The sequence below is a fragment of the Nocardia sp. MH4 genome (assembly GCF_019266065.1).
Classification (GTDB): domain Bacteria; phylum Actinomycetota; class Actinomycetes; order Mycobacteriales; family Mycobacteriaceae; genus Nocardia; species Nocardia canadensis.
Window position 1 is genome coordinate 39,683 of the sequence record NZ_LPNR01000135.1, and the last position, 24,933, is coordinate 64,615.

Here is a 24,933-nt window from a genome sequence, read left to right on the forward strand (position 1 = left end):
GGTCCGGCCGCACCCGGCCATTAGGCTGGGCCGGTGCGCCGGTTCAGCTTGTGGCTTCGCGGCCGACCCATCGTCGCCGACTCCGTCCTCGCGCTGTTTCTCATGGTGCTCGACGCGCTCGGCGTCGGCGACGAGCACCACAAGGTCGCCTACCTGGTCTTTTCGCTGATCCTGCCGTTGCCGCTGATCCTGCGCCGGGTCTATCCGCGGGCGATGGCGGCGGTGATGTTCGTGCTCTCGGTGCTGTGCACCCTGGTCGGATATCTGACGGGCGACGACACCTCCGGACACGTCGCGCTGATCGGGCTCGGCGTGCTGCTCTACACCCTCGTCGCCTATGTCGGCAGGCGGGACGGGCTCATCTACCTCGGCTGCCTCGCGACCGACCTGGCCCTGTCGGTCCTGGTCCTGCGCGAGCCCAAGGGCGGCGATCTGGCGCTCGTCGGTGTGATCTACGCGCTGTGCTGGACGCTGGCCGAGTTCAACGGCGCCCGCCACGCCTACGACGCCGAGGTCGCGGCCCGGCTCGCCGTCGCCGACTACGACAAGGAACGCCGCGCCCACGAGGCCGTGGCCGCCGAACGCACCCGCATCGCCCGGGAACTGCACGACGTGGTCGCGCACGCGGTGAGCGTCATCATCGTGCAGGCCGACGGCGCGAAGTACGCCCTGCGCCACGACCCCGACACCGCCGAACGCGCGCTCGCGACCATCGCGGGCACCGGCCGCGACGCGCTGCGCGAACTGCGCCGCACCGTGGCACTGCTGCGCACCGAGCACGCGCCGGAACTGCTGCCCCAGCACGGCAGCGCGGGCATCGCGAAACTGGCCGAGCTGATGCGCGACGCCGGTCTGGCCGTCGATCTCGAACTGACCGGCGAACTCGACGACATCACCCCCGAGGTCAGCCTGGGCGTGCACCGCATCGTCCAGGAATCGCTCACCAACACCCTGCGCCACGCCGGGGCGAGCCCGAAGGCGACCGTGCGGGTGCAGCGCCGCGAGGACGACATCCTGGTCGAGGTGACCGACAGCGGCGGCCTGCCCGTGCACGCGCCGTCCACCGAGATCCCGGGCGGGGGCATGGGCCTGGTCGGCATGCGCGAACGGGTCGCGGTGCTCGGCGGCACCCTGTCCGCGGGCCGGACCGCCGACGGTCGCTGGCGGGTCCTCGCCACCCTCCCGCTGCGCGCCGAAGGCGACTGATCCGCCCGCTATGGTTGGGAAATGCCGATCAGCGTGCTCGTGGTGGACGATCAGGAACTCATGCGGATGGGCCTGAAGATGGTGCTCGGCGCGCACCCGGACATCGAGGTCGTCGGCGAGGCGGGCAACGGCGACGAGGCCGTGCGGCGCGCGGGGGAGCTGCGGCCCGACGTGGTCCTGATGGACGTGCGGATGCCGGTCGTCGACGGGGTCACCGCCACCGGCCGGATCGTCGCCGCGGGCGAGGGCATCCGCGTGCTCGTGATGACCACCTTCGATCTCGACGAACACGCCCTCGGCGCGCTGCGCGCCGGCGCGAGCGGCTTCCTGCTCAAGGACACCCCGCCCGAAGACCTCATCTCCGCCATCCGCAGTGTCGCTGCGGGCGACGCGGTGGTCTCCCCGAAGGTCACCAAACGCCTGCTCGACCGGCTCGTCGCCGAGGACCCGGCGGGACTGCGCGACCCGGGTGTACTCGACGTGCTCACCGCCCGCGAACGCGAGGTACTCGAACAGATCGCCGCGGGCCGCTCCAACGCCGAGATCGCCGGGGCATTGTTCCTGTCGGAGGCCACGGTGAAGACGCACGTGGGCCGCGTGCTGACCAAACTCGGGCTGCGCGACCGGGTGCAGGCCGTGGTGCTGGCCTATGAGACCGGTCTCGTGCGGCCGGGTGGCTGAGGCGGCCGGGAGAAAAATCGGACGCTCGTGCGTTGAGGGGGTAGATCGTCCGAAAGGATCGCCATGACCGCCGTGCTGTTCGTGCTCTACCTCGTCGTCGAGATCGCCGCGTTCGTCGGCCTGGCCCAGCTGATCGGCGCCGGCTGGGCTCTGCTGGCGCTGATCGCGGTGTCCGGTGTCGGCTTGCTGCTGCTGGGCGCCCAGGGCAGGCGCGTGTTCGACCGGTTCCGCCGGGCCGCGCGCGGCGAGGTCACCGCCGAGAGCGCGGTCGCGGACGGGCTGCTGGTGGCCACCGGCTCGGTGCTGCTGTTCGTGCCCGGCCTGGTCACCGGACTCGTCGGCCTGCTCGCGCTGTTCCCGCCGACCAGGGCGCTGATCCGGCCGGTGCTGGAGAAGCTCGGGACGCGGCGCTTCGGTCCGCTGCCGTCGTTCGCGCCGTCGCCGTATCGCGGAATGGTGGTCGATGCCGACAGCGGCGATGTGGTCGACGGGGTCGTCGTCGGGCAGTGGTACGACGACGGGCACTCCGCCGGGCCGCGCGCGCTCGGGTCCGCCTGAGCCGAGTATTCCCGCCCGGCCTGGGAAGGGTCTACAGTGTGCCGATGGCCACCGAGCAGATCACCGTCACGGTGAGCGCGGAACTGGCCGACGCGGTGCGTAGGGTGAGTGCCGCTGCCGGACAGTCCATGTCGGATTTCACGGTCGCCGCGTGGCGACTCGAACTCATCGCCGTCGAAGCGGGCGGACACACTCCAGCGGGGCTGTGCGACGCCGACGTCCGCGCGGTCCTGTCCCTGCCGACCTGACGATTCGCCGATACGGCAGACTGGGACACCGTGAGTACCCAGTTGCTGATCGGCGGTCGTTTCTACAGTTCCAGCTCCCCGGACGCGACCGCGATGGCGGTCACCGACGGCACCGTGGTGTGGCTGGGGGCCGAAGCGCCCGGCCGGGCGATGCACCCCGACGCGGAGATCGTCGAGCTCGACGGCGCCTTCGTCGCGCCAGCGTTCGTCGACCCGCACGTGCACGTCACCGCGCTGGGCCTGCAGCTGGCCGGACTCGACGTCAGCGGCACCGCGTCGCTGGGCGAGTTGCTCGCCGCGCTGCGCGCGTACGCGATCGCCCAGCCCGACGGCGTGATCATCGGCGAGGGCTGGGACGACACCGCCTGGCCCGAACAGCGCCCGCCCACGGTCGCCGAACTCGACGAGGCCGCGGGCGCGGGCAGGCTCGTGTACCTGGCCCGGGTCGACGCGCACTCGGCCGTGGCCTCCTCGGCGCTGCTCGACGCGGCGGGCGATCTCGGCGACGGCTACCGTCGCGGCGAGCCGGTGCGCGCCGACGCCCACCATCGGGTGCGCGCGGTCGCCCTCGCGGAACTCGGTCGCGCGCACCGTGATCGGGCTCGCACCGCCGCCCTCGACGCCGCCGCCGCGCACGGCATCGTCGCCGTGCACGAATGCGCGGGCCCGGACATCTCGGGCCGCGAGGACGTGCGCGAGCTGCTGGCCTTCGAGCACGGTGTCGAGGTGCGCGCGTACTGGGGCGAGGCGGTGCGTGACGCGGCGCAGGCTCGCGCCCTGATCGACGAACTGGGGGTCGCCGCGCTCGGCGGCGATCTGTTCGTGGACGGTTCGCTGGGCTCGCACACCGCGCTGCTGCGGGAGCACTACGCCGACGCGACCGGGTGCGGCAAGAACTTCCTCGACGCCGAGACGATCACCGCGCACATCCGCGCCTGCACCGAGGCCGGTGTGCAGGCGGGCTTCCATGCCATCGGTGACGCCGCGATGGATCTCGTGGTCGCCGGATTCGCCACGGTCGCCGCCGAACTCGGCGGACCGGCGCTCGCCGCGCGCGGACACCGGGTCGAACACGCCGAGATGACCGACGCCGCGGCGATCGAGCAGCTGGCGGCACTGGGCGTGATCCTGTCCGTGCAGCCGGGTTTCGACGCCGCGTGGGGCGGACCGGACGGGATGTACGCCACCCGGCTGGGTGCCGAGCGTGCCGCGACGCTGAACCCCTTCGCGGCGATGGCCGCGGCGGGCATCTCCCTGGCGATCGGCTCGGACGCGCCGGTCACGACGCTGAATCCGTGGGAGCAGGTGCGCGCGGCGGTCCATCACCGCACGCCCGGCCACGGGCTGTCCCCGCGCGCCGCGTTCGCGGCCGCCACCCGGGGCGCCTGGCGGGCGGGTGGGGTGCGTGACGGTGTCGCGGGCACCCTGGTGCCCGGCGCCCCGGCCTCCTACGCCGTGTGGGACGCGGGCGATCTCGTCGTCGCGGCGGCCGCCGACACGGTGCAACGCTGGTCGACCGACCCGCGGTCGCGCGTGCCCGGTCTGCCGCGGCTCGATCCCGGTGCCGACCTGCCGACCTGCCTGCGCACGGTGCACAACGGCGCCACCATCTACCGCGCCTGACCACGACCGCACCGGCACACCAATCACGGAGCAGGACACCATGATCCACCCCGCCACCGAACCAGGGCCCGACGCCACGACCGCCGACGCGGCCGGGTCGGGCCCGACCGACCCCGCGACCCCGGGCAGTGCGGCGGGCGGTGACCGGTTCGGTGTCCTGGCTCGCATGGCGACGGCCGTCGCGGGTGGTCTGCTGCTGTTCGGCAGCTTTCCGCCCCGGCCGTGGTGGTTCCTCGCGCCGATCGCGCTGGCGCTGCTCACCGTCGCGGTCCGGGGACCGGGCACGCTGCGGGGTGGATTCGGCTACGGCTTCCTCGGCGGGTTCGCCTTCTTCGTCCCGCTGCTGCCGTGGACCGGCATCTACGTCGGGCCGGTGCCGTGGCTGGCCTTGTCGACCGCGTGCGCGGTGTTCATCGGCCTGTGGGGCGTGCTCGCCCGGTGGCTGAGCGGGCTGCCCGGCTGGCCGGTCTGGCTCGCGCTCGCCTGGACGGCCACCGAATGGGCGAGGTCGAGTTTCCCCTTCGGTGGATTCCCGTGGGGGCGTGTCGCTTTCGGGCAGGCCGACGGCTGGTACCTCCCCCTGGCCGCCTACGGCGGCGCGCCGCTGATCGGGTTCGCCGTCGCGCTGACCGGCACCGGCCTGGCCGCGCTGGCGCTGCGCGTGCTCGCCTGGGCGCGCACGCCGGCGCCGCGGGCGATCGGCCGGGGCACGCGGATCGGATTTGCCACCGCCGCCGTCACTGTGGCTATCATGCCCCTCGCCGGAGTGATCCTCCGGCCGACGCTGCCCGCCCCGGACGACGGCCACCGGACGATCACGGTCGCCGCGATCCAGGGCAGCGTGCCGCGGTTGGGCCTGGAGTTCAACGCCCAGCGGCGGGCCGTGCTGGACAACCACGTCCGGCGCACCGAGGAGCTCGCCGACGCCGTCGACCGCGGGCAGTCACCCCGGCCGGACGTCGTGATCTGGCCGGAGAACTCCTCCGATATCGATCCACTGCGCAACGCCGACGCCGCCGCGGAGATCAGCGAGGCCTCCCAGCGGATCGGCGCGCCGATCCTGGTCGGCGCAGTCCTGGTGAACGGTGACCGTACGACCACCAACTCGGTCATGGTGTGGAACGGCGCGGCCGGGCCCGCCGATCGGCACGACAAGAAAATCATCCAGCCGTTCGGCGAATACCTGCCGATGCGCGGTTTCTTCCGATTGTTCTCGTCCTATGCCGACCAGGCCGGATATTTCGTGCCCGGCGATGGTGACGGAACGGTCACGGCGGCGGGGGTGCGGATCGGGGTTGCCACCTGTTATGAGGTGGCGTTCGATCGGGCATTCCGGGAATCGATGGCCGCGGGCGCCGAACTGCTGACCGTGCCGACCAACAACGCGACCTTCGGCCGCAGCGAGATGACCTACCAGCAGATGGCCATGTCGCGGGTGCGGGCGGTCGAGCACGGCCGCGCTCTGGTCATCGCAGCAACCACCGGGGTCAGTGCGATCATCACCGCGAACGGCGAGATCGCACAACAGTCCGAGCAAGTCGTGCCCGCCGCGCTGGTCGCCCAGCTACCATTGCGCGACACGACGACGATCGCGACGCGGATCGGCGCGGCGCCAGAAGCGACGTCCGTTATTCTGACCGCGATCGGCGTGGCGCTGGTGTTTTTCCGGCGTAGGCGAGCGAATCAGGCGCAGGTTTCGCGAAGCTCGCAGAATTCCGAATAAGCGGTTTGTTTCAACCCGGGGGAAGCGGCCGAAAGTAGCTGCTACAGGGGTGTATTCCACAGAGCTCGAAACAAATCCACATCGGTAGCCATCCGGCTGCCGGAGTACTCCGAATCTATGGGCGTGGATAGCCACGCCCAGGGCCGTCGTGTGCCCGGGCGCTGCTCGGGGAGTTGTGACACAAAGGCAGAACGGAGTGCTTGATGAGTTCATTGGCCACCGACCGCGTCAGCTCATGCCTCACCGACGACGATCCGGGCCAACCGTTCGCTCTCTCGCCCGGTCAGACGGCCCTGTGGTACGCGCAACGGATCCGGCCCGATATTCCCCTCACGATCGCTCATTACGTCGAACTGCACGGTGACCTGGACGTCGGCCGGTTGCTGTACGCGGTCGAACGCTACGGCGCCGAATCCCAGGTGGGACACGTGCGCCTACTCGAGATCGACGGCGTGCCACATCAGCGGGTCGACCTGGCGTGGCGGCCGGGCTGGGCCCGGATCGACCTGCGCGGCGAGCCCGACCCGCGCGCCGCGGCGCTGCGCTGGATGAACGACCACGCCAGCACCCCCATCGATATGGAGCGCGAGCCGCTCACCATCAATGTCGTGTTGCGGATCGGTGACCAGGACTGGTTCTGGTACGAACGCGGACACCACATCGTTATCGACGGTTACGGTGCGATGAACGCGCTGACTCGCACGGCCGAGATCTACACCGCCATCGGCGAGCAGCGCGAACCGTCGGTCTCGCGCGCCGCCGCGCTGGTCGACCTCTACGCCGACGAGTCCCGCTACCGCGAGTCCAGCCGCTGCCGCGCCGATCGCGAGTACTGGACCGAACAGCTCGCCGGTGTGGGCGAGCCGATGACGCTGTCGTCGGTGACCGTCACCGGCGACACCCACGATCCGGGTCGGCATCGCGCCACCGCGGTCCTCGATCCCGATCTCGACACCCTGCTCACCGAGGCGATCGCCACGCACGGCTCGGCCAACTCCGCGCTCATCGTCGCGGCGCTGGCCGCCTACGTGCGGTCGGTGACCGGTGACTCCGATGTCGTTCTGAGCCTTCCGGTCTCGGCCCGCACCACCGTCGCGCTGCGCCGTTCGGCGGGTGTGGTGTCGAACGTGGTGCCGCTGCGGGTGCGCTTCGACGAGCACACCACCGTGGCCGACGTCGTGCGCCAGACCGAGCTGCAGATCACCGGCGCGCTGCGGCACCAGCGCTACCGTTCCGACGACATCCGCCGCGACTGCGGCTACTCGCGCGACGCGCGTGGCTTCTTCGGCCCGATGGTCAACATCATGCTGTTCCACGACGAGCTGAAGTTCGGCGACATCGCCGGCCAGCTGCACGTGCTCGCGACCGGCCCCGTCGAAGACCTCTCGATCAACATCTACAACGGCGACGGCGGCCGCATCCAGCTCGACTTCGAAGCCAATCCCAAGCTCTACGGTGAGGCCGAGGTCGCCGCCCACCACGGGCGCTACCTGGATTTCCTCGCCCGCTTCCTGGCCGCCGAGCCCACCACCCCCACCCGCGCGCTGACCGCGATCACCACCGCGGAGCAGGCGCGGGTCCTGCGTGAGTGGAACGCCACCGAGATGCCGGTGCCGACCGCCACGCTGGTGTCGCTGTTCACCGACCAGGCGCGGCGCAGCCCGCATGCCGTCGCGCTCGAATTCGGCGACCGCGCAATCGGTTACGCCGAACTCGCCGATCGGGTGAACCAGCTGGCGCGCGAGCTCATCGCGCGGGGTGCCGGCCCGGAGACGACGGTCGGGCTGTGCCTGCACCGCAGTATCGAGATGGTCATCGGCATGTACGCGGTCCTCGCCACCGGCGCCGCCTACCTGCCGCTGGACCCGGAACACCCCGCCGACCGCATCGAATCCGTGGTGGCGCAGGCGCGGCCGGTGTGCGTGCTCACCGCGGCCCGCGACCTGGTGCGCCTGCCCGAGGGCGTGGCGCGGGTGGATCTGGACACCCTCGACGTCACCGGGCACGACGTCGCGCCGATCACCGACGCCGATCGGCGCGCGCCACTGCGCCCCGAGCACCTCGCCTACGTCATCTTCACCTCCGGCTCGACCGGCAAGCCCAAGGGCGTCGGCGTCACGCACGCGTCGATCGTCAACCGGCTGCGCTGGATGCAGGCCGAGTACCCGCTCGACCACACCGACGCCGTCCTGCAGAAGACGCCCGCCACCTTCGACGTATCGGTATGGGAGTTCTTCTGGCCGTTGCAGGTCGGCGCGCGCCTGGTCGTCGCCGCGCCCGACGGACATCGGGACCCGGCCTACCTCGCCCGCATCATCACCGAGAAATCCATCACCACGGCGCATTTCGTGCCGTCGATGCTGTCGCTGTTCGTCACCGACCCGCGGGTGGCAGGCGGGGCAGGGCTGCGCCGGGTGTTCTGCAGTGGGGAGGCGTTGCCGGGAGCCACCGTCGCCGACTTCCACACCGCGCTGCACGGCCCGACCGGTGGTCCGGAGCTGCACAACCTGTACGGGCCCACCGAGGCGGCCGTCGACGTCACCTATTGGCCGTGCCCGGCCGAGGCGACCACGGTGCCGATCGGCTCGCCGGTGTGGAACACCCAGACCTACGTGCTCGACCCGCAGCTGCGCCCGGTCCCGCCCGGGGTCGTCGGCGAGCTCTACCTGGCGGGCACGCAGCTGGCGCGCGGATACCTCGGCCGTCCCGATCTGACCGCCGACCGATTCGTCGCCAATCCGTTCACTCCCGGTGCGCGCATGTACCGCACCGGTGACCTGGCGCGCTGGCAGCTCGACCGGCCGATCCTGGAATACCTGGGGCGCACCGACTTCCAGGTCAAGATCCGCGGTCTGCGCATCGAACTCGGTGAGATCGAATCCGCGCTGCTCGCTCAGGACCACATCGCCCGCGCGGTCTGTGTAGCACGCGCGGGGCGCACCGGTGACGACGAACTCGTCGCCTACGTGGTGGCCACGCCGGGCAGCGCGGCCCCCGAGCCCGCCGTCCTGCTGTCGGGACTGCGACGCGGTCTGCCGTCCTACATGGTGCCCTCGGCACTGGTCGTACTCGACGAACTGCCGTTGAGCGCCAACGGCAAGGTCGATCGCAAGGCGCTGCCGGAGCCGACCGTGGGCGTGCGGCTCACCACCGGTGCCGCCGCACCGCAGACCGAGCTGGAATGCGCGCTCGCCGAGATCTTCACCGAGGTGCTGGCCCTCGACGGCACCGCGATCGGCATCGAGGACAGCTTCTTCGACCTCGGCGGCAACTCGCTGGTCGCGGCCCGCGCGGTCGCGCGGATCAACACCACCCTCGACGCGAACCTGACCATCCGGGACCTGTTCGAGGCGTCGACCATCGCGGCGCTGGCCGGCTACATCAGCACCCACAAGCCCGAAACCTCCACGCCGAAGCTGGTTCCCGCGGTCCGGCCCGAACGGGTGCCGCTGTCGCTGGCCCAGCAGCGGCTGTGGATTCTCAACCGGTTCGCCGAACACGCCGCGGCCTACAACATGCCGCTCGCGCTGCGCCTGACCGGGCACCTCGACCTCGACGCCCTGCGGGCCGGCCTGCGCGACGTGCTGGACCGGCACGAGAGCCTGCGGACCAGTTTCCCGGAGGGGCCGGACGGCGCCTACCAGCTGATCCATCCCGCGGCCGCGGTGGAACCGGACCTGGCACCGGTCGACGTCGTCGCTGCCGACCTCACCGACCTCGTCGCCGAGGCGACCGGCCGCGGCTTCGATCTGCGCACCGAGACCCCGTTGCGGGTCGCTCTGTTCCGGGTCGGCGCCGACGAGCACGTCCTGCTGGTGGTGCTGCACCACATCAGCGGCGACGGTTGGTCGATCGCGCCGCTGGCCAGGGACCTGATGTCGGCCGTGGCCGCCAGGGCGCAGGGCGCCGCGCCGCAGTGGACCCCGCTGCCGGTGCAGTACGCCGACTTCGCGCTGTGGCAGCGGGAACTGCTCGGGGACGAGACCGATCCCGAAGCGCCCCTGGGCAAGCAGCTCGGCCACTGGCGCGACGCGCTGGCGGGGCTGCCCGATCAGCTCGACCTGCCGCTGGACCGCCCGCGCCCGCTGCGGCGCGGCACCGGCGGCGACACGGTGGGATTCACCATCGACGCCGAAATGCGCCGGGCGGTGAGCGAACTCGCGCACAGCCACGGCGTGAGCATGTTCATGGTGCTGCACGCGGTCCTGGCGGCCCTGCTGGCCCGGATCTGCGCGGGCAACGACATCACCATCGGCACGCCCATCGCGGGCCGGTCCGATCCGGCCCTCGACGAGCTGGTCGGCATGTTCGTCAACACGCTGGTGCTGCGCACCGAGGTCGACCCGGCCGCCGGCTTCGACCGGATGCTCGACCAGGTCCGCGAGACCGACCTCGACGCCTTCGCCAACCCCGACGTGCCGTTCGAGCGCCTCGTCGACCTCGTCAACCCGGAACGCTCCACGGCCCGGCACCCGCTGTTCCAGGTGATGCTGTCCTACGACCGCACCCCGGAACTGCGCGTCGAATTGCCCGGTGTCAGTGCCGAACTCGTGCCGCTGGAGTCCGGCGTCGCCAAGTTCGACCTGCAGCTCGAGGTGCGCGACAACCACGACGACGGACCACTGGACGCCGAATTCGGCTTCGCCACCGACGTCTTCGATCGCGCGACGGTCGAGGCCATCGCCCGCCGGTTCACCACGCTGCTGGCCGCGGTGGTGGCCGACCCGACCCGGCCGATCGGCGATCTCGACCTGCTCGAGCGCCGCGAGATCGCGCGGCTGGTGCCCGTCGCGGGCGCACCGGCCGAGCCTGCCGGCACCCTGGCCCGGCTGCTCGGGGAGATCGCGCAGCGGCTGCCGGACGCCGTCGCCGTGCGCTACCTCGGCTTCGACACCACCTACCGCGAACTCGACGAACGCTCGAACCGGTTGGCGCGCAGCCTGATCGCGCACGGCGCCGGTCCGGAAGCGGTGGTCGCGGTCGCGCTGCCCCGCAGCCTGGAGTCGATCGTCGCCATCTGGGCGGTGGCCAAGTCCGGCGCCGCGTACGTGCCCGTCGATCCGGCCTACCCGGCCGAGCGGATCGCACACATGATCGGCGACTCCGGCGCCGCGCTCGGGCTCACCCTGCCCGAACACCTCGCCGCGCTGCCCACCACCACGGGCAAGCACCGCAAGGCGCCGGAGTGGCTGGTGTTCGGCACCGCCGAATTCGAGGCGGACTGCGCGAGCCGTTCGGCCACCCCGCTCACCGACACCGACCGCAGTCACCCGATGCGTGCCGGTCAGCCCGCGTACCTGATCTACACCTCCGGGTCGACGGGCACGCCCAAAGCCGTGGTCGTCACCCATGCCGGCATCGCCTCGCTCGCCAGCGAGCAGACGCAGCTGTTCAAGGTGACCGACGCGGCGCGGACCATGCATTTCTCCTCGCCCAGCTTCGACGCCTCGGTGCTCGAGCTGCTGCTCGGCTTCGCGGCGGGGGCGACCGTCGTCGTCGCGCCCGCCGATCTGTACGGCGGCGTGGAACTGGCGAACTTCCTGCGCTCGGAGCGGATCACCCACGCGTTCATCACTCCGGCCGCGCTGGCCACGGTGCCCGCCGGCGACTTCCCGGACCTGGGCACGGTCATCGTCGGTGGTGAGGCCTGCTCGGACGAGCTGGTGCAGCGGTGGGCGACGAACTACCGGATGCACAACATGTACGGGCCGTCGGAGGCGACCGTCGCGGTCACCGCGAGCGCGGCCATGGTGGCGGGGGAGCCGGTGCCGTTGGGCGCGCCGGTGCGTGGCATGCGGCTGTTCGTGCTCGACGGCCGCCTGCGCCCGGTGCCGCCGGGGACCCCGGGTGAGCTCTACGTGTCCGGTCCCGGTGTCGCCCGCGGCTATCTCGGCAAGCTCGCGCTCACCGCGCAGCGATTCGTCGCCAACCCGCACGGGCGCGTCGGCGAACGCATGTACCGCACCGGCGATCTCGTCGTCTCCGACGCCGTGGGCCGATTGCGCTTCCTCGGTCGCGCCGACGACCAGATCAAGATCCGCGGCTTCCGGATCGAACTGCGCGAGATCGACCACGTCCTGCGCGAACACCCGGGCGTGCGCTCGGCGCTGACCGTCGTGCACGTCGACGAGCAGGGCCAGCAGCGGCTCGCGTCGTACGTGACCGCCGACCGCCCGGTCGACCCGGCCGCGGTGCTCGACACCGCGCGCGGCAGGCTGCCCGGCTACATGGTGCCGGCCGCGCTGGCCGTGCTGGACCGGATGCCGGTGACCCCGGCGGGCAAACTGGACCGAAAGGCGCTGCCCGCACCGGAATTCGCCGTCGCCGCCGGATCACGCGCACCTCGCACGCACCTGGAGATGCGGGTCGCCGCGGTATTCACCGAGATTCTCGGCCGCCCGGTTCCCGGCGCCGAGGACAGCTTCTTCGAGATCGGCGGCAACTCGCTGCTGGCCACCCGGCTCGCGGCGGCCGTGCACGCGGATTTCAGTGTGGACCTGCCGGTCCGGCAGATCTTCGAGGCGCCGACCGTGGCGGGCATCGCCCAGCTGATCACGGAAGCGCCCCGGACGCAGCGGGTGGCGCTGGCGGTACACACCCCACGCCCGGGACGCATACCACTGTCGCTGCCGCAGCAGCGGCTGTGGTTCCTCAACAGATTGTCCCCCGAATCCAGCGCCTACAACATCGCATTCGTCTTGCGAATCGGCGGAGATCTGGACATCAGCGCTTTGCGGTCCGCACTCACCGATCTGGTGGAGCGCCACGAGGTGCTGCGCACGATTTTCCCGGAGGATCTGTCCGGCGCCCAGCAGATCGTGCTGCCGGTCGCCGCGGCGCTGCCCGCGCTCGAGGCCGTCGACGCCGATCCGGACCAGGCGCTCGATGCGCTGACCACGTTGGCCCGGCAGGGCTTCGACCTCACCGGCCAGACCCCGCTGCGGGCCCGGCTGCTGCGGGTCGGGCCGGGGGAGCATCTGCTCGGCGTGGTCGTGCACCACATCGCCGCCGACGGCTGGTCGCTCGGTCCGCTCACCCGGGACCTGGCGCTGTCGTATGTGGCCAGGGCGGCGGGCACCGAACCGGTGCGCGCGCCACTGCCCGTGCAGTACGCCGACTTCAGCCTGTGGCAGCGCGCGGTTCTCGGCGCTGAGGACGACCCGGACAGCATCGCCGCCACCCAGCTCGCGCACTGGCGCGCGGCCCTGGCCGAACTGCCCGACGAACTGCCGCTGCCGTTCGACCGGCCGCGTCCGGCCGAACCGACCGGAGTGGCGGGCAGCGTGCGGTGTGAGATCTCGGCACCGTTGCAGCGCGCCATGCAGGAGCTGGCTGCGGAGACGGGTGTCAGCTTGTTCATGGTGGTCCGCTCGGCGCTGGCGGTGCTGTTGCGCAGCGTCACCGGTGGTCGCGACATCCCGATCGGCACGCCGGTGGCCGGCCGCACCGACATCCAGCTCGACGATCTGGTCGGCATGTTCGTCAACACGCTGGTCCTGCGGTCCGACGTGGACCCGGGCCGCAGCTTCGTCGACCTGCTGCACGCCGACCGCGACGACGAACTCGCCGCGATCGCCAACTCCGACCTGCCGTTCGAGCGCGTCGTCGACGCGCTCGGCCGCGACAGCAGGGCGAGCAACCGGCACCCGCTGTTCCAGGTCGCGCTGAGCATGCAGGACGACCGCACGCCGGAACTGGAACTGCCGGGTCTGCGGCTGGCGGCCGAGGAACTCGACATCGCCCGCGCCAAGTTCGATCTGGAGCTGCGGGTGGCGCCCGGCGACGGCGAGACCCGCACGTTCGACTTCGTGTACGCCGCCGAGATGTTCGACGCCGCCACGGTCGAGACCATGGCCATCCGGTTCGTCGAGATCCTCACCCAGGTGACGGCCGATCCGCGACAGCTGGTCTGCGAGATCGACGCCCTCACGGTGCCCGAGCGCCGGTCGCTGGTGCCCGCGCAGGGACCGGCCGCGGTGACCCCGATCGTGCTGGCCGACATCGTCGAACGCGCGGCCACCACCTTCGCCCATCGCCCGGCCCTGCGCTGGTTCGCCGGCGGCAGCGTCGCCGGTGCGGTGGGGGAGCTGAACTACGACGAGGTCGGCTTCCGGGCGCATCGGCTCGGGCGTGCGCTGATCGCTCGCGGCATCGGCACCGGCGACCGCGTCGCGGTCGGCCTGACCCGCGGATTGGACTGCGCGCTGGCCATTTTCGGCGTCGCGGCCAGCGGCGCGGCCTTCGTGCCGGTCGACCCGCGCTACCCCGCCGACCGGGTGCGGCACATGCTCACCGACTCCGGTGCGCGCGCGGTGATCACCACGACGGCTGATGCCGAGTCGCTGCGCGAGGCGGCCGGTCCACTCGACACCCAGTGGCTGCTGGTGGACGACGAGGCACTGCACGCCGAACTGGCGGGCTACGACAGCGTGCCGATCACCGACGCGGAGCGCATCCGGCCGGTGCGCCCCGCCGACCTGGCCTACCAGATCTACACCTCGGGCTCCACGGGTCTGCCGAAGGGCGTGACCGTCACCCACAGCGGTCTGGTGAGCCTGGCGGTGGACCTGCAGGAGCGGATGGGCCTGGACCGCTTCGCCCGCACGTTCTTCTTCTCCACCCCGAGCTTCGACGTCTCCGTGCTCGACATGCTGCTGGCGGTCTGGTCCGGGGCCGAGATGGTGATCGGCCCGATCGACATCTACGGTGGCGACGAGCTCGGCGCGCTGCTCGAGCGTGAGGACATCACCCACACCTTCCTGACCCCGGCGGTGCTCGCCTCGATCGACGCCACCCGCTGGCCGCTGCCGCGGCTGCGCGGACTCATGGCCGGCGGCGAGGCCGTGCCGCCGGACCTGGTGGAGAACTGGGCGCCGGGCCGCCGGTTCGTGAACGCCTACGGCCCCACCGAGTTCACCGTCATCGCGGCGATGTCGCAGCTGCGCGTCGGTGTCCCGGTGACCATCGGCACGCCGGTGCGTGGTGCGCAGGTCCTCGTGCTGGACGAGCGGCTGCGGCCGGTCGCCACGGGCGTGCCCGGCGAGCTCTACCTCGGCGGCGCGGGCATCGCGCAGGGGTACCACCAGCGGTCCGGCCTGACCGCCGGGCGCTTCGTCGCGGATCCGGCCGGGCCCGCGGGCGCCCGGATGTATCGCACCGGTGACGTCGTGCGCTGGACCGCCGACGGCGAACTGGACTACCTGGGCCGCAGCGACCACCAGGTCAAGGTGCGTGGCTTCCGGATCGAGCTCGGCGAGATCAGCGCCGTGCTCGGCAGCCATCCCGAGGTGCGCTTCGCGCACACCGAGGTCAGGCGGATCGCCGGCGACGACCGCATCGTGTCCTGGGTGCAGCTGGCCGAGGGCACCGACCCGACCGAACTGGCTCGGGTCCGAAACCACGCGGCGGCCCGGCTGGCCGGGCACATGGTGCCCGCGTCGCTGACCCTGCTCGACCGCGTACCGCTGACCCCGGTCGGCAAGCTGGACCGGGGCGCGCTGCCGGAACCGGAGTTCACCGCCACCGCGGGCCGCGCGCCGCAGACCGCGTCCGAGCGGCTCGTCGCGCGGGTGTTCGAGGAACTGGTCGGCGGTAACGAGGTCTCCGCCACCGACAGCTTCTTCGACATCGGCGGCAACTCGCTGCTGGCCACCCAGCTGGTGGCGCGGCTGGCCGCCGCCAGCAATGTGCGGCTGGAGGTGCGGACCGTGTTCGCCGCGCCGACCGTCGAAGAGCTGGCCGCGCTCATCGAGTCCGGGCCGTCCGGCGACGAAGGCCGCCCCGACCTGGTGAAGCAGGAACGCCCGGAGCGGATTCCGCTGTCCGCGGCCCAGCGCAGGCTCTGGTTCCTGAACCGGTTCAACGCGGGCGCCGAGGGCGAGAGCCAGTCGGCGGGCGCCTACAACATCCCGGTCGTGCTGCGCTTGCACGGCCCGATCGACCTCGATGCGCTCATTGCGTCTTTGCACACGGTGCAACGTCGGCACGAGACCCTGCGCACGGTGTTCCCGGAGAGCGCGGGCGAGCCCGAACAGCTCGTACTCGATCCGGAGATCGCGGCCGTCACGCTGTTCCACGCGACGGCGACCCCCGACGAGGTCGGCGCCGCGGTGACCCGCTTCGTCACCCCGGGCTTCGACCTGTCGTCCTCGGTGCCGATGCGAGCCGCGTTGATCACTGTCGACCACACCGGCCTGCCGGTACCCGCCCAGGCCAAGCTGGCCGTCGCGGGGTCCAAGGAGCACGTGCTGGTGCTCGTCGTGCACCACATCGCGATGGACGGCTGGTCGCTGGAACCGCTGGCCGGGGAAGTGGCCGCCGCCTACCGCGGCATCCGCGAGGGCGAGCCGTTCGGCGAGCTGATCCCGGAGATCCAGTACACCGACTACACGCTGTGGCAGCAGGAACTCCTCGGCACCGAGGACGACCCCGACTCGTTGATCAGCAAGCAGCTCGCGCACTGGCGCGAGGCGCTCGACGGCCTGCCCGAACTGATCACGGTCCCGGCCGACCGGCCGCGCCCGCCGGTGCCCTCCTATCGGGGCGGCACGGTCGACTGCGAGGTCGACGCGGCCACCCACCGGGCGCTGCGCGGCATCGCCACGGCCAACAACGTCAGCATGTTCATGGTGTTGCACGCGGCCCTGGCCGTGCTGCTGCACCGGGTCACCGGTGACGACGATATCGCCGTGGGTACCGCGACGGCGGGCCGTGGCCACCCGGCCCTGGACTCGATGATCGGCATGTTCGTCAACACCCTGGTGCTGCGCACCGAGGTCACCGACGAGCGCGCCTTCATCGACCTGCTGCGTTCGGTGCGCGACCGCGACCTCGACGCGTTCGCCAACGCCGACATGCCGTTCGAGCGGCTCGTCGAGGTGCTCAATCCGGCGCGCTCCCAGGCACATCACCCGCTGTTCCAGGTGATGTTGTCGGTGCGCAACGCCCCGGTGCGGATGCTCGAGCTGCCCGGGCTGCGGATCGAGGCGGTCGAGGCCGACGCCGGCATCGCCAAGTTCGACCTGCAGTTCACCTTCACCGAGACCGAGACCGCCGCGCGCGTCGCCGACGGTGTCACGCTGGCGGTGAACTACGCGGCGGACCTGTTCGACGAGGTCACCGCGCGCAGGCTGGGCGACCGGCTGGTGCGGCTGCTCACCGCGGTCGCGGCCGATCCGAACACGGCCGTGGGCGACCTCGCGCTGCTCGACGCCGTCGAGTGGACCGCGCTCGCGCCGGTGCACGGCACCCGCGCGGATACCCCGGTCAGCTTCGCCGAGGTGTTCGGTGCCGCCGTCGCCCGGTCCAGGGACGCGGTGGCGCTGTGTGCCGGCGACACGGTCGTCACCTACGACGCGCTCGACCGCTGGACCAACCGGCTCGCCCGGGTCCTCATCGCTCAGGGCATCGGCCCGGAAAGCCTGGTGGCCCTGGGAATTCCGCGCTCGGTGGAGTCGGTGGCGACGATGCTCGCCGTCGCCAAGGCCGGTGCGGCGTTCGTCCCGGTCGACCCCAACTACCCGGCCCAGCGGATCAGCCACATGCTCACCGATTCCGGTGCGGCCGTGGGCCTGACCCTGCTGGCGCACCGCGACCGGCTGCCCGGCGACTGCCGTTGGCTGGTGCTCGACGATCCGCACACCCGCGCGAAGGTGCTCGGCACCGACGATTCGCCGGTCACCGACGCCGACCGGATCCGGCCGCTGCGGGTGGCCAACCCGGCGTACGTGGTCTACACCTCCGGTTCCACCGGTACGCCGAAGGGCGTGGTGGTGACCCACGGCGGCATCTCGAACTTCGCCGCCGAGTGCGCGGATCGCTACGACGTGCGGCCCGGCAGCCGGGTCCTGCACTTCGCCACGCCGAGTTTCGACGGGTCGATGCTCGACATCCTGTTCGCGCTCGGCGGGGCGGCGACCCTGGTGATCGCACCACCCGGCATCGTCGGTGGCGAGGATCTGCGGCAGCTGTTCATCCGGGAGCGGATCACCCACGCGTTCATCACCACCGCCGCGCTCGGTACCGTCGACCCGGCGGGCGTGCACTCGCTGGCGCACGTGCTCGTCGGTGGCGAGGCGCTGCCACCGGACCTGCTGGCCCGGTGGGCGCCGGGACGCAATTTCTACAACGTGTACGGCCCGACGGAGACGACGATCGTCACGCTGATGCCGCAGCCGATGAGCCCGCAGGGGCCGATCACCATCGGCGGCCCGATCCGCGGCGTCAGCGCCACCGTGCTGGACCGGCGGCTGCATCCGACCCCGATCGGCGTCACCGGCGAGCTGCAGCTGGCCGGTTCGGCGCTGGCTCGCGGCTACCACAACCGGCCGGGCCTGACCGCGCAGCGCTTCGTCGCCAATCCCTACGGCGCACCGGGCGAACGGATGTACCGCACGGGCGACCTGGTGCGCTGGCGCGACGGCGCGAAGTCGGCGCTCGATGTCGAGTACGTGGGCCGCACCGACCACCAGGTGAAGGTGCGTGGTTTCCGCATCGAACTCGGCGAGATCGACGTCGCGTTCGGCAGGCACGCCGATGTCGAGTTCGCGCTCACCATCGGGCACACCACCCAGGCGGGCGTCACCGCGCTGGTCTCGTACGTGAAGGCCAGGGCGGGCACCGCGCCGACGGTGCGGGAACTGCTCGACCACGTCGGCGGGCACGTGCCGAACTACATGGTTCCGCAGTCGGTCATGCTGCTCGACGAGGTGCCGCTCAGCCCCGTCGGCAAGCTGGACCGGGCCCGGCTGCCCGAGCCGGTGTTCCTCGCCGCCGAGGGCTACCGCGCGCCGGTGACCCCGGCCGAGGTGGCGCTGTGCACGGTGTTCGCGGAGGTGCTCGGGGTGGAGCGGGTCGGCGCCGACGACGGGTTCTTCGAACTCGGCGGCAACTCGCTGCTGGCTACCAAGGTCGTCGCCGCGCTGCGTGAGCAGGGCTACGACATGCCGGTGCAACTGATGTTCGGCGACGCCACGCCGGCCGGCATCGCCGCCCGGCTCGACGGTGCCGACGCGGGCGCGGCGATGGCGGCGGCGACGGGGCCGGTGCTCGCCCTCCGTCCGTCCACCGGTCCGCACGACACCCCGCTGTTCTGCGTACACCCCGCGATCGGCCTGGCCTGGTGCTATGCCGGACTGCTCGCCCACCTCGCGCCCGAGCGTCCGGTGTACGGCCTGCAGGCGCCGCACGTGTCCGGCGACGACCGGTTCACCTCGATCCCCGAGGCGGCCGGACACTATGTGGCACACATCAAGTCGATCCAGCCGCACGGTCCCTACCACCTGCTCGGCTGGTCGCTCGGTGGCCTGATCGCGCAGGAAGTGGCGGTGCAGCTACAGGACGCGGGGGAGGACGTCGCGCTGCTGGCCATGATGGACAGCTACCAGCTCGGCGACCGCTGGCTCGACACCGCGATGCCGAGCGTGGCCGACATCCTCGGCGAGTTCGGCGCCGACATCCTCGGCGGGGCGCAGCTGCCCGCCGACATCGACCTGCACGAAGCGGCGGATCTGCTGCGGGCACAGCCGGGCCCGTTCGCCGCGCTCTCGGTCGAGAATCTCGAACGGCTCTACACCGGGTACGCCGACGGCACGGTGATGGCGAACCGGTTCCGGCCGCGCACCTTCGACGGCGACCTGGTGTTCTTCACCGCCGCGGCGGACGAGATCAACGCCGCCGATCCGGCCAGGTGCGCCGAGGCCTGGCAGCCGTTCGTCACCGGCAACATCCACAACCACGACCTGCCCTGCAGGCATGCGGCGATGACCACGCCGGAATCGCTGGCGGCGATCGGCCCCGTGCTGCATCGCCACCTCGACGCCGTCCCGGAGATCACCGTGTGCGGCGGCGGCCAGAAGGAGATGCGTCCGTGAGTTTGGCGGTAGAAGTACGTGGCCTGGCCAAGAGTTACGGCAAGGTGCGCGTGCTGAAGGAGATCGATCTGGAGATCCCGGCGGGCACGGTTCTCGGCCTGCTGGGTCCCAACGGCGCGGGCAAGACGACCACCGTGCGGGTCGTCACCACGCTGTTGCGGCCGGACGCGGGCTCGATCCGGGTCGCCGGTGTCGACGTGCTGGCCGACCCGGCCACCGCGCGCACCAGGATCGGCCTGTCCGGTCAGTACGCGGCCGTCGATGCGAACCTGACCGGCTACGAGAACCTACGGATGGTGGCGCGGCTGTACGGCATGTCCCGCAAGCAGGCGACCGCGCGGGCCGAGCAACTGCTCAACGCGCTCGGCCTCGAGTACGCGGCGGGCAGGCGCGCCGGCACCTACTCCGGCGGTATGGCGCGCCGGCTCGACCTGGCGGGCGCGCTGGTGGCCCGGCCGCCGGTGGTGGTGCTCGACGAGCCGACCACCGGGCTGGACCCGCGCGGGCGCCTGGACATGTGGCAGGTGATCGGTGACCTCGTCGACGACGGCACCACCGTGCTGCTCACCACCCAGTACCTCGAGGAAGCCGACCTGCTCGCCGACCGGATCACGGTCATCGACAAGGGCACGGTCATCGCGCGCGGCTCCGCCGACGAGCTGAAGACCTCCATCGGCGGCGACCGGCTCACCGTCACCCTGGCCGCGGGGCAGAACCCGAGTCCCGCGGTGCAGGTGCTGCAGCAGGTCGGGATCGGTGAACCGATCCACGAACCCGGCAGCGACGAGGTGTCGGTGGTGGTGGGCAACGGCTCGCGCACCATGGTCGAAGCACTGCGCCGCCTCGACGACGCGGGCGTGTGTGTTCTCGACGCCGTTGTCGTCCGGCCCACCCTCGACGACGTGTTCCTTTCCCTCACCGGCACCCCGGCCGAGCCGGCCGCCGAACCCGAAACCGACGACGTGCAAGAGGAGATCCTGTCGTGAGCGAGCCTCGGCGAGCGAACCATCGACACAGCGTGCGCCCGCGCACCACGGAGCCGAGCGCCAGCGAGGTGCGGTCGTGAGTGTGGCACCCGAGGTCGCGGACGAGTACGAGACCCGTGACCTGCCGATTCAAACGAGTCCACCGCGTCCCGCCGCACCCGACGAGGCGCCGCCGCGGGCCCGGTTCATCCGCGACAGCGCGATCGTGGCGCACCGCAATCTGCTGACCATTCTGCGGGTGCCGACGCTGCTGGTGACCGCGACGATCCAGCCGCTGATGTTCGTATTCTTGTTCGCCTACATCTTCGGCGCGTCGCTGGGCGGCGACCAGTATCGCGAGTTCCTGCTCGCCGGCATCTTCACCCAGACGGTCGCGTTCAATGCCGCCTTCACCACGGTCGGCCTCGCGGGCGACCTGCAGAAGGGCATCATCGACCGGATGCGGACGCTGCCGATGTCGCGGCTGGCGGTGCTGATGGGCCGCACGCTGTCCGACCTGGTGGTCAACGTGCTGAGCCTGGGCGTGATGGTGATCTGCGGCTACATCGTCGGCTGGCGCATCCACGGCAGCGTCGCCGACGCGGCGCTGGCCTTCGCCATCATCCTGCTGTTCGCGTTCGCGATGTCGTGGGTCGGTGCCCTCACCGGGCTGATCTCACCGACGGTCGAGGTGGCGCAGAGCGCGGGCCTGATCTGGATGTTCCCACTGTCGTTCATCTCCTCGGCGTTCATCTCCGCCGAGACGCTGCCGGGCCCGCTGCGCACCATCGCCGAGTGGAACCCGATCACGGCGGTCTCGGCCGCGGGCCGCAAGCTGTTCGACAACGACGCTCCACCGTCGTTCGCCCCTGCCACCGGCTGGGCCGCCGACAACTGCGTGCTCTACGCGATCATCTGCTCGGTGGTGATCCTGGCGATCGCCATGCCCGCGGCGTTGCTCCAGTATCGAAAGGTCGCCAGCCACTGACCCTCCCGCGACCGGTACCGCCTGTCCCGCGAGGACATGGGTAACTCACCGGGTACCGGCAAACATGACAGGAGCGCTACCGGCAGCCGCGTGGCTGCCGGTAGCGCTCCTGTGTCTGGCCTGAATCCCGGGGAGGCGGGAAAGCCTCAGCCGCGGCGGCGCGTCTTGAGCAGTTCGAGGCGCTCCTTGAGCAGTTCCTCGAGCTCCTCCTTGCTGCGACGCTCCAGCAGCATGTCCCAGTGGGTGCGCGGCGGCTTGACCTTCTTGGTCTCCACCGTGGTGCCCTCCATGAGCTGACCTTCCTGGCCGTTGCGGCACAGCCAGGTCGGCGGGATCTCCGCGTCGTCGGCGAACGGGACGTCGAACTCCTCACCGTTGTCGGTGCGGTAGCGGGCGATCCGGCGGGGGGCCAGGTCGTGGTCGCGGTCGGTCTCGTAGCTCACCGCTCCGAGCCGACTGCCTCGGAGTACGCGATCTGCCATGTGTGCTCCCTGTCTTTGGCGGCTGGCGCCGGTCGTGGTCCTACCGTTAACGCACGGGACCTCTGAACTGTTCCATTGTAGTCGCAGCGGCGGACCGGCCGGGCGACCCCTGAGCCGGGACGGCCCGGTCCGTGCCCGCTGAGCGAGACCTGAGCCGCCCGACCGGCCGCCGGACCGATAGGGTTTCGCAGCATGTCGCGCAGTCGCCTGCTGTCCTGCCTGTGGTGCGGGCGGGAGATCGTGGATTCCGAGTCGGGGCGCCGTCGCCGCTATTGCCGCCAGTCGTGCCGTCAACGAGCCTACGAGCACCGCACCAGCCTCAAAGGAACCGGGATTCCGGAGGACGCCGTGGTGTTGTCCGCCCAGGAAGCCGCGGATCTGGCCGATCGCTGGTTCGCGGCCAGATGTGCCGCGGAGGATGTGGCGACGGCGGTGGCCGAGGGGGCCGAGCACGCCGAGCTGGCCCAGCTCAGCGCCACCCTGGTGCAGCTGTCGCGCGAAGCCGAGCGGTTGCGCTGAAAGCCCTGGGGCCCACCGCACCTCGGTGCGATGGGCCCCAGGGGCGAGCGAGGCTAGCTGATGTCCGCGGATTCGCGGGCCCGCAGGTACACGGCCGCCACGCCACCCGCGACGAGCAGCGCGAGCGCGGTCGCGGCGCCCACGGTGGCGAGGTCGGGGCTGACCAGCGGCTGACCGCGGAGCGCTTGCCAGAGCACGAGGATGAGCACTCCGAAGTAGCCGAGCACCGCGACCCCGAGCAGCGCCGCGCGGATGGTCTCCGCGCGCAGCCACCGATACCGGGGTGCCAGGGCGACCAGCACGACGGCCAGGAGCAGTAGCACCTGGATGCCGTGCAGCCCGACGAAGTGCGGGATGCGCAGGTCGCCGCCGGTGGTGCTCCAATGGGTCAGCGGCATCGCGCCGACCCCGTCGCGGACCGCGTCGCCGTGCGCGCCACCCGCGCGGACGGTGTGCCCGGCCATCAAGCCGACGACGGTGCCGTCGGACCGGCGCACCAGTTGCGGCCCGGTGAAGCCCATGAGATACCCGAGCGCCATGCCGACCACCGCCAGCCACAGTCCGGCTTTCAACGCGATCCGGGTCGGCCGGTCGGCCAGCTTCTGCCACGAGATGATCAGGGCGAGCACGAGATTGGCGAGGAACAGGCCGGGCACGCCGGAGGCGAAGACCTGCTGGCCGATCTGGTTGACGGTCTCCTCGGCGGTGTTGAAATGGCTGAACGTGCCGCGCGCGGCCTGCAGCGCAATGAACCCGACGTCGGCGATCCCGGTGACGGCGAAGACGGTGCCCAGCCACCAGGTCGCCCGCCTGCCCCGGTGCGGCAGCCGCAGGATCCAGGCCAGCGTCACGCCGTAGAGGGCGAAGGCGAGCCCGAACTTGGCGGGTTTGAGCCAGACCGACTCGCCGAGCAGCGTCCGGTCGTCGACCAGCATGCCGACCACCGACACCAGCACGAGCGCGCTCATCAGCGCGGAGTTCACCAGCAGCGGGCCGTGCCAGGGGGCGCGGTCGGTCCCGACACCGCGCGCGGGTGCGGCGGGGAACCGGAGGCGGGACAGGGTGTGGGAGAGATCGATCGTCGCCATGTCTCGACGGTAGAAATCCGGTGCGCCGCAAGACCTCCCGCTGCGGAACGGTTCGCGACCAGTACCCGGGTAGGGGGAAGGCCCTACTCCGGTGCGGTCATCGGGATCGGATCAGATCCCCAGGCGCCAGATGACGGCGTCGACCGCGCGCGGCGAGACGGTCGCGACGGCCTGCAGCAGGCGGGTGTAGCGGGGATACAGCTCGATCGGCCGGGTCCGGATCGCGGTGCGGATCCAGTCCGCGGCCTGCTCCGCGGTCAACGCCGCCGACTCGTCGTAGGCGCCGGTCGGGGCGATCATCTCGGTTCGCACCAGCGGGAATCCGACCGTGGTGACATGCACGCCGCGCGCTCTGGTCTCGGCGCCCAGGCTGCGCCCGAACGCGCCGAGCGCGGCCTTGGAGGCGTGGTAGGCGGTGAACATCGGCATCGTGCCGGCGGCGACGCCCCAGGTGGCGACATTGACGACGTGTCCGTCGCCGGTCGCGAGCATCGAGGGCAGCAGGCCCATGGTGAGGCGGGCCGCGCCGAAGTAGTTCAGCGCCATGGTGCGTTCGTAGTCGTGGAACCGGTCGGTGGCGGCGGCGGCGCGACGGCGGATCGAGCGCCCGGCGTTGTTGACCAGCACGTCGATCGCGCCGTACTGCTCGAGCACGGTCTTGACCAGGTCGTCGGTCTCCCCGGGGTCGGACAGGTCGCAGGTGACGGCCTCGGCCCGGCCGCCGGCCGCGCGCACGGCGTCGCGCACCTCGAGCAGCGGTTCGGCGGCACGGGCGATGAGGATCAGCCGCGCGCCGTCGCGTCCCAGCGCGAGCGCGGCGGCCCGGCCGACGCCGGACGACGCGCCGGTCAGCAGGACGGTCTTGCCGGCGATCTCGTGCCGTTCGCCGAGCACGAGTCGCGCCACGGTGCGCGGCAACGCGGGCGGGTTGAGCAGCAGGGACTGCGCGAGGCGGTCGAGCACGGGGACTCCTGGCGTCGA

13 protein-coding genes are annotated in these 24,933 nt (G+C 71.5%); 10 read left to right on the plus strand and 3 right to left on the minus strand.

All coding sequences use genetic code 11. From position 1 onward, the window contains the following. The first annotated feature begins 33 nt into the window (after nucleotides 1–33). The 9 genes from ATM97_RS33955 (at nucleotide 34) to ATM97_RS33995 (ending at nucleotide 21,863) form a co-directional block, all read left to right on the plus strand. Nucleotides 34–1,206 carry a histidine kinase gene (locus ATM97_RS33955; RefSeq protein ID WP_218722325.1) on the plus strand — a complete coding sequence of 391 codons (1,173 nt, stop codon included), beginning with the start codon at nucleotides 34–36 and terminating at the stop codon, nucleotides 1,204–1,206. Nucleotides 1,207–1,227: 21 nt separating this feature from the next. Beyond that, a complete protein-coding gene (locus ATM97_RS33960; RefSeq protein ID WP_218722326.1) occupies nucleotides 1,228–1,887 on the plus strand; it encodes a response regulator transcription factor in 660 nt (219 codons plus the stop codon). A 63-nt stretch (nucleotides 1,888–1,950) separates the two neighbouring features. Continuing rightward, on the plus strand, nucleotides 1,951–2,445 hold the full coding sequence (locus tag ATM97_RS33965) for an FxsA family protein (protein ID WP_218722327.1): 495 nt from the start codon (nucleotides 1,951–1,953) through the stop codon (nucleotides 2,443–2,445). Nucleotides 2,446–2,489: 44 nt separating this feature from the next. Beyond that, a complete protein-coding gene (locus ATM97_RS33970; protein WP_218722328.1) occupies nucleotides 2,490–2,693 on the plus strand; it encodes a hypothetical protein in 204 nt (67 codons plus the stop codon). 30 nt (nucleotides 2,694–2,723) lie between these two features. After that, a complete protein-coding gene (locus tag ATM97_RS33975) occupies nucleotides 2,724–4,316 on the plus strand; it encodes an amidohydrolase (RefSeq protein ID WP_218722329.1) in 1,593 nt (530 codons plus the stop codon). Nucleotides 4,317–4,482: 166 nt separating this feature from the next. After that, nucleotides 4,483–6,039, plus strand: coding sequence for an apolipoprotein N-acyltransferase (gene lnt / locus ATM97_RS33980; RefSeq protein WP_218722355.1), 1,557 nt, complete (start codon nucleotides 4,483–4,485; stop codon nucleotides 6,037–6,039). Between the two features lie 203 nt (nucleotides 6,040–6,242). Continuing rightward, nucleotides 6,243–19,910 carry an amino acid adenylation domain-containing protein gene (locus ATM97_RS33985; RefSeq protein ID WP_255588818.1) on the plus strand — a complete coding sequence of 4,556 codons (13,668 nt, stop codon included), beginning with the start codon at nucleotides 6,243–6,245 and terminating at the stop codon, nucleotides 19,908–19,910. Continuing rightward, nucleotides 19,907–20,896, plus strand: a complete 990-nt coding sequence (locus tag ATM97_RS33990) for an ATP-binding cassette domain-containing protein (RefSeq protein ID WP_218722330.1) — start codon at nucleotides 19,907–19,909, stop codon at nucleotides 20,894–20,896. Before ATM97_RS33985 ends, ATM97_RS33990 begins: the two co-directional genes overlap by 4 nt. A gap of 187 nt (nucleotides 20,897–21,083) precedes the next feature. Next, nucleotides 21,084–21,863 (plus strand): ABC transporter permease, encoded by a 780-nt coding sequence (locus ATM97_RS33995; RefSeq protein WP_218722357.1) that lies wholly within the window; start codon nucleotides 21,084–21,086, stop codon nucleotides 21,861–21,863. A gap of 146 nt (nucleotides 21,864–22,009) precedes the next feature. Here the strand turns inward: ATM97_RS33995 and ATM97_RS34000 are convergent, their stop codons facing one another. Next, nucleotides 22,010–22,345 (minus strand): RNA polymerase-binding protein RbpA, encoded by a 336-nt coding sequence (locus tag ATM97_RS34000; protein WP_110040609.1) that lies wholly within the window; start codon nucleotides 22,343–22,345, stop codon nucleotides 22,010–22,012. A gap of 192 nt (nucleotides 22,346–22,537) precedes the next feature. On the opposite strand from ATM97_RS34000, the gene ATM97_RS34005 reads away from it, so the two are divergent. Then, nucleotides 22,538–22,864, plus strand: coding sequence for a hypothetical protein (locus ATM97_RS34005; RefSeq protein WP_218722331.1), 327 nt, complete (start codon nucleotides 22,538–22,540; stop codon nucleotides 22,862–22,864). 53 nt (nucleotides 22,865–22,917) lie between these two features. Here the strand turns inward: ATM97_RS34005 and ATM97_RS34010 are convergent, their stop codons facing one another. Further along, on the minus strand, nucleotides 22,918–23,952 hold the full coding sequence (locus ATM97_RS34010; RefSeq protein ID WP_218722332.1) for a hypothetical protein: 1,035 nt from the start codon (nucleotides 23,950–23,952) through the stop codon (nucleotides 22,918–22,920). A 111-nt stretch (nucleotides 23,953–24,063) separates the two neighbouring features. After that, the gene (locus tag ATM97_RS34015; RefSeq protein WP_218722333.1) at nucleotides 24,064–24,915 is read right to left on the minus strand and encodes an SDR family oxidoreductase; all 852 of its coding nucleotides are present in this window, start codon (nucleotides 24,913–24,915) and stop codon (nucleotides 24,064–24,066) included. Nucleotides 24,916–24,933: the final 18 nt, after the last annotated feature.